The 13,271-nt window shown below is 65.6% G+C and carries 12 protein-coding genes, 2 tRNA genes and 1 pseudogene; 7 read left to right on the top strand and 8 right to left on the bottom strand.

Going from position 1 to position 13,271, the window contains the following annotated elements:
* Positions 1–92 precede the first annotated feature (92 nt).
* Positions 93–662 carry a hypothetical protein gene (locus AQ610_RS11735; RefSeq protein WP_009911939.1) on the top strand — a complete coding sequence of 190 codons (570 nt, stop codon included), beginning with the start codon at positions 93–95 and terminating at the stop codon, positions 660–662.
* 87 nt (positions 663–749) lie between these two features.
* Here AQ610_RS11735 and AQ610_RS11730 read toward each other — a convergent pair whose 3' ends face one another.
* A complete protein-coding gene (locus tag AQ610_RS11730) occupies positions 750–1,007 on the bottom strand; it encodes a hypothetical protein (RefSeq protein WP_009911940.1) in 258 nt (85 codons plus the stop codon).
* Between the two features lie 231 nt (positions 1,008–1,238).
* A tRNA-Pro gene (locus AQ610_RS11725) sits at positions 1,239–1,315 on the bottom strand.
* 165 nt (positions 1,316–1,480) lie between these two features.
* Here AQ610_RS11725 and sixA point away from each other — a divergent pair.
* A complete protein-coding gene (gene sixA / locus AQ610_RS11720; RefSeq protein WP_009911942.1) occupies positions 1,481–1,939 on the top strand; it encodes a phosphohistidine phosphatase SixA in 459 nt (152 codons plus the stop codon).
* Between the two features lie 151 nt (positions 1,940–2,090).
* Positions 2,091–2,908 (top strand): annotated as a pseudogene (locus AQ610_RS11715) (GNAT family N-acetyltransferase).
* A gap of 286 nt (positions 2,909–3,194) precedes the next feature.
* Here AQ610_RS11715 and AQ610_RS31795 read toward each other — a convergent pair.
* Positions 3,195–3,365, bottom strand: a complete 171-nt coding sequence (locus AQ610_RS31795; RefSeq protein ID WP_004191316.1) for a hypothetical protein — start codon at positions 3,363–3,365, stop codon at positions 3,195–3,197.
* Positions 3,366–3,533: 168 nt separating this feature from the next.
* Here AQ610_RS31795 and AQ610_RS11710 point away from each other — a divergent pair, with 168 nt between their 5' ends.
* The gene (locus AQ610_RS11710; protein ID WP_009911946.1) at positions 3,534–3,725 is read left to right on the top strand and encodes a hypothetical protein; all 192 of its coding nucleotides are present in this window, start codon (positions 3,534–3,536) and stop codon (positions 3,723–3,725) included.
* A gap of 222 nt (positions 3,726–3,947) precedes the next feature.
* On the opposite strand, the gene AQ610_RS11705 is transcribed toward AQ610_RS11710, so the two are convergent.
* The 5 genes from AQ610_RS11705 to AQ610_RS11685 all read right to left on the bottom strand — a co-directional run bounded on the left by AQ610_RS11705 (position 3,948) and on the right by AQ610_RS11685 (position 9,645).
* Positions 3,948–5,339, bottom strand: a complete 1,392-nt coding sequence (locus AQ610_RS11705) for an MATE family efflux transporter (RefSeq protein ID WP_006026365.1) — start codon at positions 5,337–5,339, stop codon at positions 3,948–3,950.
* A 7-nt stretch (positions 5,340–5,346) separates the two neighbouring features.
* Positions 5,347–5,664, bottom strand: a complete 318-nt coding sequence (locus AQ610_RS11700) for a DUF2288 domain-containing protein (protein WP_006026366.1) — start codon at positions 5,662–5,664, stop codon at positions 5,347–5,349.
* Positions 5,665–5,858: 194 nt separating this feature from the next.
* Positions 5,859–7,472: an acyl-CoA synthetase gene (locus AQ610_RS11695; protein WP_009911947.1), complete on the bottom strand. Its 1,614-nt coding sequence runs from the start codon at positions 7,470–7,472 to the stop codon at positions 5,859–5,861.
* A gap of 350 nt (positions 7,473–7,822) precedes the next feature.
* A complete protein-coding gene (locus AQ610_RS11690) occupies positions 7,823–8,521 on the bottom strand; it encodes a peptidoglycan DD-metalloendopeptidase family protein (RefSeq protein WP_006026369.1) in 699 nt (232 codons plus the stop codon).
* Between the two features lie 215 nt (positions 8,522–8,736).
* A complete protein-coding gene (locus tag AQ610_RS11685; protein WP_006026370.1) occupies positions 8,737–9,645 on the bottom strand; it encodes an aldose epimerase family protein in 909 nt (302 codons plus the stop codon).
* Between the two features lie 548 nt (positions 9,646–10,193).
* Here AQ610_RS11685 and AQ610_RS11675 point away from each other — a divergent pair.
* From AQ610_RS11675 to AQ610_RS11665, 3 genes are all read left to right on the top strand, one after another.
* Entirely contained in the window at positions 10,194–11,024 is an 831-nt protein-coding gene (locus AQ610_RS11675) for an undecaprenyl-diphosphate phosphatase (protein ID WP_006026372.1), read from the top strand.
* A 165-nt stretch (positions 11,025–11,189) separates the two neighbouring features.
* Positions 11,190–11,266, top strand: a tRNA-Arg gene (locus AQ610_RS11670).
* Between the two features lie 1,619 nt (positions 11,267–12,885).
* The gene (locus AQ610_RS11665; RefSeq protein ID WP_144411944.1) at positions 12,886–13,125 is read left to right on the top strand and encodes a DUF8033 domain-containing protein; all 240 of its coding nucleotides are present in this window, start codon (positions 12,886–12,888) and stop codon (positions 13,123–13,125) included.
* Positions 13,126–13,271: the final 146 nt, after the last annotated feature.

Raw genomic sequence — 13,271 nt, 5'->3', positions numbered from 1 at the left:
GCCGGATTCGCTTGCTATCACAGATGACGGCGGACGTTCTCATCGCGCGACGTTCGCCCGCCGTCCACGAACAACGACCAGGAGGACACGCAATGGCCAGCCCGATTGCCCACAAGATCATGATCATCCGGCATGCGGAGAAACCGACCGGCGACGGCGCGCCATACGGCGTGAACGCAAAGGGCGAGCAGGACGTCGAGGCGCTCACCGTGCCCGGTTGGCAACGCGCGGGCGCGCTCGCGGTGTTGTTTGCGCCGAGCCGCGGCCCGCTGCAGCACGCCGATCTCGCGACGCCCGACTGGCTGTTCGCGGCGGCGGTCGCGAAGCATGCGAAGAGCAAGCGTCCGATCGACACGATCACGCCGCTCGCGCACAAGCTCGGGCTCGCGATCAGCGATGCCTATACGAAAGGTCAGGAAAAGGACTTGGCGCAGGCGGCCGTCGCGAGCAGCGGATGCGTGCTGATCGCGTGGCAGCACGAGGACATTCCGGCGATCGCTGACGCGCTTCCACTCGGCAAGCAGACGGTGCCGCAGACATGGCCCGACGATCGCTTCGATCTCGTCTGGGTGTTCGATCTCGACGCCGCGAGCGGCACGTATCGGTTCGGCCAGGTGCCGCAGATGCTGTTGAAGGGGGATCGCAACAGCGTGATCGAGTGACCGACGAGGACATTCGATGTGCCGTTTCATGTCTGATAAGCTGCACGAGACGCTTTCGCTATTCGCCCGCGAGCCGCATCCGGCGTTTCATGCCAGCGCGTCGTCGCTTTCTCGATGCGGGTTCCTCGCTTCGAGTCGATCGACGCGAGCCAGGAGCTCGCTCATCCGGCGTTCTAGCGTGCGGTCTTCGTCAAGGCGTCCCCGGATCGTATTGAGCCTGAGCCGCCAGTATGCGGGATCGCACACCACCGTGTTGTTGGCGAATTCCTTTCTCGTTTTCTCGAGGAGCCCGATCGCTGCCTCGATATGCGCCAATTCACGCGCTACATGGCAATGCCAGCTCATTCCTGTGTTCTCCCTTCGTGCTCGCCTTAATGTTGGCGTATTGCATTGCGGGGGAAATTGACTTGACTCAGAAACTGGCGATGGAGGCGTCGCGCCGGGCCGAGGCGCGACAAAGCCCGCAGGGCGCGGGCTTTGTCGTGGCCGACGAGGCGTCTTGATTGGACGCTGGCCGGGCTTTTTTCGTGAAGAAGCTCCGCAGCGGAACCCCGCAGTGGAACCCTTTTCGTATAGTGGTCGGAGCGATAGGATTCGAACCTACGACCCTCTGATCCCAAATCAGATGCGCTACCAGGCTGCGCTACGCTCCGAGGAATCGGCGATTGTATCGCTCTTGCCTAAATCGGGTCAATCTCCGCGTGCAATCGTTCGCGCATGCGTGCAGATTGCGCAACAATGGCGAATGTCGCGGCATCTCGACCGCCGTGTCGCGAAGCCGCAGCGTGCGGCTCCGCTCATTCTGGAGGCGTCTCGTGATGAACCTGATTCTCTGGCGACATGCCGAAGCCGAAGACTACGCAAGCACCGACCTCGCGCGCCAATTGACCGCGCGCGGCCGCAAGGACGCGCAGGCCGTCGCGAAGTGGCTGCGCGCGCGCATCGAGCGCCATGCGACGGTGCTCGCGAGCCCCGCCGCGCGCACCGTGCAGACGGCCGAGGCGCTGACCGACCACTATCGGACCGCGAACGAGCTCGCGCCCGGCTGCGATGCCGACGACGTGCTCGCTGCGGCCGGCTGGCCGGACGGGATCGCATCGACGGTCGTCGTCGTCGGGCATCAGCCGACGCTCGGCAGCGTGGCCGCGCACCTGCTCGCCGGCTCGGACGAGAGCTGGAGCGTCAAGAAGGGCGGGCTGCTGTGGCTTTCGAGCCGCGCGCGGGAAGGCAATGGGCAGACCGTGCTGCGCGCGGCCATTTCGCCCGATCTAGTCTGATTGGGTCGCAATCAAACGCCGTTTCCTGCTTTCTGCTAAAGTCAAATCGGCGACACGTCACCGAATGGACACCGTTTTGCCACGTAAGCGTCACGGCCGGTTACTACATTGGCGGGCATGTCGTCTTCTTCCTTACGACCAGGAAAGCCTAATGCGAGAACTGCCGACGCCTACGCTCCCATTTGCCTCGCTACCCCTTGACTTGCCGCGCCGCCGGTTGCCGCGCGCGGCCGAGACGGTCACCGCCGAGTTCCGCTTGCGCGCCGCGTGGGCGCGCACCGAAGACGAGCTGCGCGAAGCGCAGCGGCTGCGCCACAGCGTGTTCGCCGAGGAAATGGGCGCGCACGTGAGCGGCCCGGCGGGCCTCGACGTCGATCCGTTCGACCCGTACTGCGATCACCTGCTCGTGCGCGATCTCGACACGCTGAAGGTCGTCGGCACCTACCGCGTGCTGCCGCCGCATCAGGCGGCGCGTGTCGGCCGCCTGTACGCGGAGGGCGAGTTCGACCTATCGCGTCTCACGCATCTGCGCTCGAAGATGGTCGAGGTCGGCCGCTCGTGCGTGCATCGCGACTATCGCAGCGGCGCCGTGATCATGGCGCTCTGGGGGGGCTCGGCACCTACATGCTGCAAAACGGCTACGAGACGATGCTCGGTTGCGCGAGCGTGTCGATGGCCGACGGCGGCCACTATGCGGCGAATCTCTATCAATCGCTTGGCGATGCGCTGACGGCGCCCGAGTATCGCGCGTTTCCGCACACGCCGCTGCCCGTCGACGAGTTGCAGACCGGTGTGAGGGTCGCGCCGCCGCCGCTCATCAAGGGCTACCTGCGGCTCGGCGCGAAGATCTGCGGCGCGCCCGCGTGGGATCCCGACTTCAATTGCGCGGACTTCCTCACGCTGTTCCGCCTGTCGGACATCAACGCCCGTTACGCGCGCCACTTCCTGAACGATCCGCTGCCGCGCTGACGCTGCCCGGCGCGAGCGGAAATCGGTCCGCACGTCAGACGGCACGGCGATTGTATCGCCGTGCCGTTTTTTATCGGCAACCGTTCATCGAATCGAAACGGCAGCGCGCGCTGCGGTTGCGCGCATTCCGGTGCGCAAACAGCATCTTTCCCGCCGGTTGCGGGTGAGGATCGGCGGCGATTTCGAACGGGCGCATCCGCACCCAACGCAAGCGGACCGCGCGTTCTCACGCGCGGCGTCGCGTTTGCGTTCGTCTTCCGTGAGACGGCGGAAGTGAGGCGGTCGGTCAGTGCTTGCGCCGCCAGTCGAGCAGGTGATGTTCGGCCATCCAGTGATGGATCATGCCTTCGCCGTTGTGCGCGCGCTTGTATTCGCGCGATTCGTACACCGACAAGCTGACGAGCACCAGCAGCCCGATACCCAGGCCGATCAGGCCCGCAATCGATTCGGCATCCATGGCAGCCCTCCTTTCAAACGGACATAGCGCCACGTCTACATAGTAGGACATGCCGACGCGGACACGAAGGCGCGCGTCGGCATCATCGCGCGCCGATTTCCGGTAGACTCGCCGGGCGCTATCCGGTGAGAACCGGGGCGCGATCGACCGATCATTCCGAGGAAATCCATGACTCGCATTGTCATCGCCGCGCTCGTGGCGGCCGTGCTTGCCGGTTGCGCGAGCGATCCCAGACAGGGCCGCCGCGGCACGCCGCCGCAAGATCCGCCCGACTATCAGGGCGTGCCGACCGACATGACGCCGCCGCCGATGCTCGGCGAGCCCGGCGTGGGCGGAGCCGCTGCGACGCCAGCGAAATAACCGCGATCGCGGCGGCGTACGTGGAGGCAAGCGGAAGGCGCATTGTGAGCGCGTTTGCCTTCAGCCGGACGGATGGCATGTGTCCGCCCTTGGCCGTATTCGAGCGTGCCGCGGTGGCGGCGCGATTCGGCTAATGGCGCGTGCCCGCCGCGCGGACCGTCGTCGTCGGCCGATGCGTGACGCGGATTGGCGCCTTTGGGCCGGGCGGGAGCGAGATGCGCGTCAGCCGGCGGTGCGCGCTGCCGGCGTCGCGTCTTGCGCGATGGCTCGCTCGAGCCCCGGCAGATGGCGCGCAAGGGTCGCGCCGCGCGCGGCCATGAACACGAGCAATGCGATCCAGAGCCCGTGATTGCCGAACGGGCCGACCAGCGCGAGCGTTGCAGCGACGAACAGCGCGAACGATGTCGCCATCGCCCGCATCAGCGCGCGCGTGTGCGTCGCGCCGATGAACACGCCGTCCAGCATGAAGCCCCAGACGGAAATCACCGGAGAGAGCGCGGCCCACGGGAGATAGCGCTCGGCGACGCTGCGGACGGATGGTTGATCGGTGAGCTGCGCGACGATCCAGTTGCCTGCGCCCCAATAGGCGAGCGCGAACGCGAGCGCGCCGATTCCCGCCCAGAAGAACGTCGTGCGCAGCGCTTGCCGGAAGGCATCGCGATTGCGCGCGCCGGCCGCTGCGCCGACGAGTGCCTCCGCCGCGTGCGCAAAGCCGTCGAGCGCATACGCCATGAAGGTCTGGAAATTGAGGAGCAGCGCGTTGGCCGCGAGCGTTGCGTCGCCTTGCCGCGCGCCGAGATGCGCGAACCAGCCGAACGCCGACAGCAGGCACAGCGTGCGGATGAAAATGTCGCGATTGAGGGCGACGAGACGCGCGAGCGCCGCGCGATCGAGGAGCTCGGCGCGACCGACCTTCGCGAGGCCGCGCGGGCTCAGCCAGCGCAGCAGCAGCGCGCTCGCCGCGAAGCCCGCGATGTCGGCCGTCGCGGTCGCGGCGCCGATGCCCGCGACACCCCAATTGAAGCGGTACACATAGAGCAGCACGGCGCCGATGTTGACGACGTTGACGAATATCTGGATCACGAGCGCGAGCCGCACGCGCTGCACGCCGAGCAGATAGCCGAGCACGACGTAGTTCGCGAGCGCGAACGGTGCAGCCCAGATCCGCGCGTGCGCGTATTCGAGCGCGGTCGCGCGCACCGCATCGCTGCCGCCGAGCGCGGCGAATGCGATGCCGAGAAGCGGGGCTTGCAGCGCGAGCGCCGCCGCGCCGAGCGCGAACGCAAGCAGAAGCGCGCGCAGCACGTTGATGCGGATTCCGGCGAGGTCGTTCGCGCCGAACGCCTGCGCGACGAGCCCGGTCGTCCCCATTCGCAGGAAGCCGAAGCCCCAGTACACGAAGTTGAAGAAGAGGCCGCCGAGCGCGACGCCGCCGAGATATTGCGGGCCGTTCAGGTGACCGGCGACGGCGGTGTCGACCGCGCCGAGAATCGGCTGCGTGAGGTTCGCGGCGATGATCGGCAACGCGAGGCCGAGAACGCGCCGATGCCGGTTCGCGGCTGGGCGCGGCTCGGGGTCTTCGCCCGCTTGCGCGGAAGTGGAGGAGGCGTGCATCGCTGCGTTACGCGCGTTCCTGCACGCACACCCACGGCGATACGACGACCGCCCACAGCTCGGGATTGCGCGTCGAGTAATCCTGCGCGGTGCCGGCCTGCATCCGCTCGACATGCCCCGCGGACAGCCAGCGCGTGACCTGCTCCTTGTCGTCACTTGCGATCGCTTCGGCGACGCTCACGAGATCGAGATCGCGCGCGACCGACAGCAGCTTGCCTTGCGCAAAAAAACGCTCGAGATCGCACCAGTCGATCTTCGCGGTTTCGCCGAGCAGGTTCAGATAGAGCGGGCTGGGCGAGTCGGGGGATGGGGTGTTCGAAGACATGGTGTGATGTGACGGAACCGGCAGTGAGCGCCACTATAAACCATTCGAACGGCCGGCGAGACTCGGCCGTTCGGACGAGTTTCGCGGCGGGCGGCGGCGTGCGACGATCAGGGCGTGCGTGTGCCGATGGGGCGTTCGAGCGGCATGCGCGGAGCGCGGCCCGGCCGCTCCGCGCATGTCACGTATCGCACGCGTCACGCGTCGCGCAGTGCGCGGCGGATGATCTTGCCCGTCGCGGTCATCGGCAGGCTGTCGACGAATGCGACCGCGCGCGGATATTCATGCGCGGCGAGCCGTGTCTTCACGTGCGCCTGCAGCTCGCGTGCGAGTGCGTCGTTCGCTTCGTAGCCGGCGTTCAGCACGACGAACGCCTTGACGATTTCGGTGCGGGTCGGGTCCGGCACGCCGACAACGGCCGCCATCCGCACGGCCGGGTGCTTGAGCAGGCAGTCTTCGATCGGCCCCGGGCCGATCCGGTAACCGGCGCTCGTGATCACGTCGTCGTTGCGGCCGACGAAGCGGAAAAAGCCGTCGGCATCGGCAACGCCGACGTCGCCCGTCAGCAGGAAGTCGCCGGCGAATTTCTCGCGCGTCGCATCGGGCTTGTGCCAGTAGCCGATGAACATCACGGGGTCAGGCGCGCGCACGCCGATGTTGCCCGCGACGCCGGGCGGCAGCACGTTGCCGGCATCGTCGACGATCGCGACGCGATGCCCGGGCGCCGCCTTGCCGATCGTGCCCGCGCGCGGCTCGAACAGCGCGCCGCACGACGACAGCACGACGTTGCATTCGGTCTGACCGTAGAACTCGTTGATCGTCACGCCGAACGCGTCGCGGCCCCATGCGACGAGCTCGGCGCCGAGCGACTCGCCGCCGCTCGCCACCGATTCGAGCGCGAGCGCATAGCGCTCGCGAGGCTGCGCGACGGCCGCACGCATCAGCTTCAGCGCGGTCGGCGGCAGGAACGCGTGCGTGACGCCGTGCCGCGCGAGCAGCTCGAACGCGGCCGCGCCATCGAATTTCTCGAAGCGTCGCGCGAGTACCGGCACGCCGTGATGCAGCGAGGGCAGCAGTACGTCGAGGAGCCCGCCGATCCACGCCCAGTCGGCGGGCGTCCAGAACAGGCGCGCACGCGCCGGAAACAGGTTCTGCGACATCTCGACGCCCGGCAGATGGCCGAGCAGCACCCGGTGCGCGTGCAGCGCGCCCTTCGGCTTGCCCGTCGTGCCGGACGTATAGATGATGAGCGCCGGGTCGTCGGCCGACGTGTCCGCTGGCTGGAACTTGTCCGATTCGGCCGCGAGCGCCGCTTCGAATGCGAGCACGCCGGGCTCGGCGAGATCGGGCGCGCCGCCGGTGCAGTAGACCGTCGCGAGCGACGGCAGCGACGCGATCTTTTCGTAGCCGGCGCGATCGGTGACGACCGCGACGGCGCCGCTGTCGCCGAGGCGGAATTCGAGCGCGTCCGCGCCGAACAGCGTGAAGAGCGGCACCGCGACCGCGCCGAGCTTGTAGGCGGCCAGATGGGCGATCGCCGTTTCCGGGCCTTGCGCGAGCAGGATGCCGATCCGGTCGCCGCGTTTCACGCCTGCGCGCGCGAAGCTGTTCGCGAGCCGATTAGAGCTGCTCCTCAGCTCGTCGAACGTGTAGCGCGCAATGACGCCGTCCGCATGTTCGTGAATCAGCGCGACGCGGCCGCTGCCGTCCGCCCATTTGTCGCATGCGTCGGCGCCGATGTTGTAGCGCGCGGGAATGCGCCATGCGAAGCGGTCGACGAGCTCGGCGTAATGGGCGGCATGGGGCAGCATCGTGCGTCTCCGATCGTTTTTTCGTGCGCCGTTTCGATGCACAGTACACCGAATCGCCGGGCGCACGCTTGCCCGTTAGGGTCGATCCTAGAAGGCACGTTCATGCGTAAACCACAAATGCTGCGTATGATCGTTTCACCGACGATAGATACGACCATGGACCTGCTTCTGATAGCTACGGGGCTCAGCGTGATAGGGATCGGCGCGCTGGTGGCGTTCGCGCGCCACGTCGATCCGCTGTCCGGCCGTTTGCACGGCCGGCTGCGCAAACGCTGATCGTTCTCTTGATCCGATTGCCCGGCTCGCGCCGGAACGCGCACGTCGCGTCGTGCGCGGCGCGTCGCGCTGCGTCAGCGCGACGGCAGGTAGCGCGCGGGGTCGATCGAGCGGCCGCCGTAGCGCAGCTCGAAGTGCAGCGCGACGCGATCGTTGTCGGTATCGCCCATCTCCGCGATTTTCTGTCCCTGCGCGACCGTCTGGCCTTCCTTCACGAGCAGCGTGCGGTTGTGCGCGTACGTCGTCAGGAAGTCGGCGTTGTGCTTGACGATCAGCAGGTTGCCGTAGCCGCGCAGGCCGTTGCCCGCGTAGACGACCGTGCCGGCCGCCGCCGCGATGACGGGCGTGCCGGCGGTGTTCGCGATGTCGATGCCCTTCGATTTCGCCCCGTCGAACGAGCGGATCACGTTGCCGGCGGCGGGCCAGACGAGCGAGATGCTCGACGCGGGTTTCACGGAAGGCGCGGGCGACGAGGGCGATGAGGGCGCCGGGCGGCTCGGGCTGCGCGACGCGCCCGTCGTGCCCGACGTCGACGCGGAGCCGGCCGGCGGCGCGACACGCAGCACCTGACCGACTTCGATCGCGTCGGGATTCGTGATCTGGTTCCAGCGGACGATGTTCGTGACCGACTGGCGGTTCGATCGCGCGATCTGGGAGAGCGTGTCGCCGCGCTCGACCCGGTAGAAGCCGGGGCCGACGGGCGCCGAGCCGCACGCGGCGAGCAGCGCGGCTAGCGATGCGACGACGAGCCGTCTCGTTGTTTTCAGCAACATTGAACCTCGCAAGGCGCCGCCGCGGCAGTGCGCGGCGGCGGGTACAAAAACGTCTGATTTTAACGGGTTCGGCGGCGGGCTCGCCGTTTCGGGGCGGCAAGGGCGCCGAACGCGCTTGCCCGGAAGGATGCGTGCGGGTGGAGCGGGGCGGCGCGGCAGCCGCTCGCGCGGGCCGCTGCGCCGCGTCTTGCGGGCAAGCCGACGTCGGGGGCGCGTCAGGCGAGCGGCGTCACGCGGATACGCAGCGCAGCGGTTTCCGTCGCGCCCGGCGCGACGCGCCGCAAGCCGAGGCCGTTGTGAATCGCGTCGGGCAGGCCGAGCCATGGCTCCACGCAATAGAAGTCCGACCCGGGCGCCTCCGTCCAGGTCGTCACCGCGTACCACGGCGCCGAGCCAGGGCGGTTCAGGTCGATGTCGATCGCGTGCCGGCGGCCGGGCATCAGTACGCGCACCGGCTCGGCGGGGATGCCGTCGAGGCAGTGGAAGCGGTCGAGGATGGCCGGATCGTCTAGCGTGTAGCGCGACGAGCCGGGCTCGGGCGCGCTGATCGAGCCGTCGTCGAGTTGGCGGCGCCGCTGCGTCGGCGGCAGCTCGAGCACGGTCGACGCACGCTCGGCGTGCGGCAGCGCGAAATAGAAATGGTGTCCCGCGTAGTGCGGCAGTGGCGTGTCGCCGAGATTGGTCGTGGTCAGCGCGACGTCGAGCGTGCGCTCGTCGACGAGCCGGTAGCGCGCGGCGAAGCGGAAATCGAACGGGTAGCCGGCGCGCGTGCGATCGCTGCTGCCGAGCGTCAGCGTGACGCCGCGACCGTCGGCATCCGCTTGCGCATCGAACGGCAGATCGCGCGCGAAGCCGTGCATCGGCAGCTCGCGGACGATGCCCGCGCCGTCGCGCCAGAAGCCGATTCGCCCGTCGGCCCGATGCCGGCCGAGAAACGGGAACAGCAGCGGATTGCCGCCGCGGATCTTCGCGGGATTGGACCAGTCTGCGGCATCGGGCCAGAAGACGATGCTCGCGTCGCCGATACTCCACGACAGCAGCCGGCCGCCCGCTTCGGGTGCGATGCGCGCGAGTGACGCGCCGTCGATGAGCTCGAGGATGTCCTGATTCTGGAAAGAGGGCATGGTGGCAGGCGTCGATGTTCTCCAAGATAGGTCGTCAAGGATAGCGGAATCGCCGTGGCGCGGGGCGTGCGCATCGGTGCGGCAGAGGTGACCCGCGCGCGGCGAATGGAAAGTGCGCATGCGGGAAATCGAGAATGTCAAAAATGGCAAACCGTAAGGACAATGACGCGAACCGGTCATGTTGATAGCGCCGGATCTGTCCCAACAAGGAGCGAACATGGATCTGGCAACTGCGATGGCCCTTACGCTGTTCGGCATGTTTACGGGCAGCACCGTGTTGTTCTTTTACAAAGTCGGCCGCTGATTCGCCGCCTTTCGTCCTGAAAGCACTGTCGCGATGCGCAGCAGTTTGCTTTCGTTTTTCTTTCATTTACATTAAAAGTGTATCTGGCTGTTAGCCAGGTGCCCGATTCGCGCCAAACGCCTTGGCGCGGTCATTCTCGCTCGGCATAATCGGGGCGCGGTTTTTTCGGGCGGCGCGGCCATCTGCGCGACGCCGTTTCCGTCGATTCTCCTCGCTTAACCCTCTCCGATAAAAGGACCGACGCGTGAGCCTCTGGTTTCTGGTATTTCTGAGCGTCCTGCAGGGCGTCACCGAACTCTTTCCCGTCAGCAGCCTGGGGCATACGCTCCTCGTGCCCGCGCTGTTCGGCATGCACATCGACAAGCACGCGCCGCAACTGCTGCCGTTCCTCGTCGCGCTGCACCTCGGCACCGCGTTCGCGCTGCTATGGTACTTCCGCGAGCGCTGGATCGCGTTGATCGCCGGTTTCTTCGCATCGCTGAACGGGCGCAAGAACGACGAGGGCCATCTGATGTGGGCGCTCATCATCGGCACGATTCCGGCGGGGCTCGTCGGGCTGCTGCTCGAAAAGCGCATCGAGCGCGTGTTTCACGATTTGCGGATCGTCGCGTTCGCGTTGATCGTCAACGGTATCCTGCTGTGGCTCGGCGACCGCATCCAGCGCGCACGCGCGCACCAGCCGCCCGAAAAGCTGACGTTCAAGCAGGCGTTTTTCGTCGGCCTCGCGCAGGTGGGTGCGCTGATTCCGGGGTTTTCGCGCAGCGGCCTGACGATGATCGCCGGCAACGCGGCCGGACTCACTGCGGAAAAGGCGGCGGAATTCTCGTTCCTGCTCGGCACGCCGATCATCTTCGCGGCGGGGCTGCTTGAATTGCCGAAGCTTTTCCATGCGCCCGACCAGCTCGCCGACGCGTTGCTGGGCGGCGTGCTGACGGCGATTGCCGCATATCTGAGCGTGCGTTTCCTGATGCGTTATTTCGAAGGGCGCGGGCGGCTTGCGTCGTTCGGCCTGTACTGCGTGCTCGCGGGGCTGTTCTGTCTCGGCTGGTTCATGTTCCACGCGCAGCCGGTTTGATCTGCAATTAGCGTTTCCGATCGCTTCCGCGAAGCGATCGGGTATAATTACTGGCTTGGTTTTTTGCCGAGTTCGTGGCGGGACGTTTTTCATGGCTGTCTGCGGTCTCCGGCAGCCTCCCGCAGTGTAAAGCGCGGCGCTTGCCGTAATTTTCATCCTTGGCGACCGCCCTTAGCTCAGTCGGATAGAGCAACGGCCTTCTAAGCCGTAGGTCACACGTTCGAATCGTGTAGGGCGGGCCAGAATCTTCGCTTATTCAAGCACTTACGCTCTGCACACGTTCGCCCACATCCGACGGGTTGCAGGGGCCAATCACAATTCACTGTGACTGGAGTGTGACCGGATTCTAGCTCCGACTGCTCGCCATCTGCCACCTCCCGACCCAAATTTGCTTTGCTTATCTGCGGGCAGTCACGCCGCCCGCTCGCGCCTGCGCTCCCCCGTGCGGGCCTGCGCGTGTGCGCGTTCAGAAGGACGCGTGCGCGGGCGAGCGATAGCTCCATTGCAGCGCTGCGGACTGCCTCGCTGGGGCAGTTGACAAAGCACATGCTGAAAGGATAACGACAGCCCTTGAGACAGTTTGGAGACGGTCATGCATTCCACGGTTAGCCGGAAGGGCCGGGAAGGGCGCAGCGGGGGGGCTGTGATCGCGTCCTGAGCGTATCAGGTGCGGATAGTTCAGCACAAGCTGGACGCTGGCGCTTAGGCTCGCGGCGCTGCGCGTGTGGGCGAGCATCTGTCCTTCTTTGATTTCATGTCCCTCTGACAGACAAGGCCGCGCATCTATTGCCAGCAGCCCAGCAGCAGCCCGCTGAGCGAGCAGCAGCCGGACTCTGCCCAGCCTGCCGAGCAGCCCGGACAGAAAGCTGTCTGCCCTGAGCCTAGGAATAGGCACGGGAAAGCCTTGTGAAGCGAGCGCATGACAAATGCCGAACAAACAGCCTGACAGAGCTTACAGGTAGGCGACGGATACCATGCAAAATACTGTACATCCATACAGTGCCCGCCATAGAATAGCCTTCCAGCGCACGCTACAGGCTGAGACACTCGGGCAGTGACCTAGAGAACCCGCCCAGCGCTGATATGCGACGGAGACAGCAAAGAGCAGTTGACATATGGCTGAATGATAGGTAAAGTTCGATCCATGCTGAACGCAGCGCTGAACAGACGAACGCCTAGCCCTACCGGCAGCAAGTAGACAATGAGGCGATGCAGGCAGCAGCCGGAGAAATTCGGAGACAGTAAAAGGCGGTTGACAAACGGTGATGCAGTCTGTAAGATGCGAACCATGCTGAAACGAAGCGAAAGCAACGAATCAGCGAGCAGTAAGGTAGGACGAGTGGGCTACGTAGCGTAGCTGGCTCGGTGGATGGCTGGTTGCAGGTTCCGGATGCGAGTGTGTGCGTCATAGCACTACGAGCGGATGGTTCTGAATGCCTTCCTGATGCGAAGCGCTCATTAACAATGTGCTTGATGGCCCGCGTCCAGCTACGGCTGACTTAACTGTCGGCAGAGAAGCGGCGGCGAACCATCAGATTCCTAGAGAATGACCTAGACACCGGCCTAGTTGTATTTGGCTGCTGATTCTAGGCTTTGACAGGGATTCATTAAGCGGCCTAGCGGCAGTCTAGCTAGGGACTACAGGCTCCTGATTGCACCTCGTAGCGTGGCGAACCGACTCTCTAGCTCGGGTAGCGCATGTGAAGGGCACTCACGGCGTGCGGTACGTGACGTGATGACGGCTCGGCCGCTTAATGAATCTTTGTCTGACATTGCCTGAGCGTCGGCCACTGAGCGGGCGCTGAGGCAATTTTTGACGCCTGCGTACCGTAGAATGCAGGTATTGACCACTGAGGCCACCATGAAACTACGGAAGATCACCAACAACGCTCGCGAGCTTTTGCTTCCGGGTGGCGTTCGTGTCCTGTTCAGCTACGAAGACGCCGTTGCGGCTTACCATCCCGACATGGGCTGGATCAAGTCTTCGTCCGAAATGACGAAGGCGACCGCATTCGTCGTCAAGGAGTGGCTGTACGAGCAAGATGCCGAGAACGTGCGCCCTGTCGATCAGGCCGTTCTCGATACCTTACTCGTGAAGTGAGGTACAGGCGACTCCGGAAGGATCGCTAGGACCGCCGAGAGGCGGGTGAACAGTTGAGTGACTAGTCCGACGAGCGGCCACCTATCGAGGTGGCTTTTCTTTGGGTGCGCCCGGCAGGGCGCACTCACTGGGAGGTGAAAGTCCTC

The sequence above is a fragment of the Burkholderia humptydooensis genome (genome assembly GCF_001513745.1).
Classification (GTDB): domain Bacteria; phylum Pseudomonadota; class Gammaproteobacteria; order Burkholderiales; family Burkholderiaceae; genus Burkholderia; species Burkholderia humptydooensis.
Note: the sequence above shows the minus strand (reverse complement) of the source record. Positions and strands in the feature narration are given on the sequence as shown.

Excerpts from the sequence above, each read along its gene's own strand:
- AQ610_RS11695 (WP_009911947.1), bottom strand. The coding sequence starts at position 7,472 with ATGCTGCCCCATGCCGCCCATTACGCCGAGCTCGTCGACCGCTTCGCA.
- AQ610_RS11665 (WP_144411944.1), top strand. The coding sequence starts at position 12,886 with ATGAAACTACGGAAGATCACCAACAACGCTCGCGAGCTTTTGCTTCCG.
- AQ610_RS11705 (WP_006026365.1), bottom strand. The coding sequence starts at position 5,339 with ATGCACGCCTCCTCCACTTCCGCGCAAGCGGGCGAAGACCCCGAGCCG.
- AQ610_RS11730 (WP_009911940.1), bottom strand. The coding sequence starts at position 1,007 with ATGAGCTGGCATTGCCATGTAGCGCGTGAATTGGCGCATATCGAGGCA.
- AQ610_RS11700 (WP_006026366.1), bottom strand. The coding sequence starts at position 5,664 with ATGTCTTCGAACACCCCATCCCCCGACTCGCCCAGCCCGCTCTATCTG.
- AQ610_RS11735 (WP_009911939.1), top strand. The coding sequence starts at position 93 with ATGGCCAGCCCGATTGCCCACAAGATCATGATCATCCGGCATGCGGAG.
- AQ610_RS11690 (WP_006026369.1), bottom strand. The coding sequence starts at position 8,521 with ATGTTGCTGAAAACAACGAGACGGCTCGTCGTCGCATCGCTAGCCGCG.
- sixA (WP_009911942.1), top strand. The coding sequence starts at position 1,481 with ATGAACCTGATTCTCTGGCGACATGCCGAAGCCGAAGACTACGCAAGC.
- AQ610_RS11710 (WP_009911946.1), top strand. The coding sequence starts at position 3,534 with ATGACTCGCATTGTCATCGCCGCGCTCGTGGCGGCCGTGCTTGCCGGT.
- AQ610_RS31795 (WP_004191316.1), bottom strand. The coding sequence starts at position 3,365 with ATGGATGCCGAATCGATTGCGGGCCTGATCGGCCTGGGTATCGGGCTG.
- AQ610_RS11685 (WP_006026370.1), bottom strand. The coding sequence starts at position 9,645 with ATGCCCTCTTTCCAGAATCAGGACATCCTCGAGCTCATCGACGGCGCG.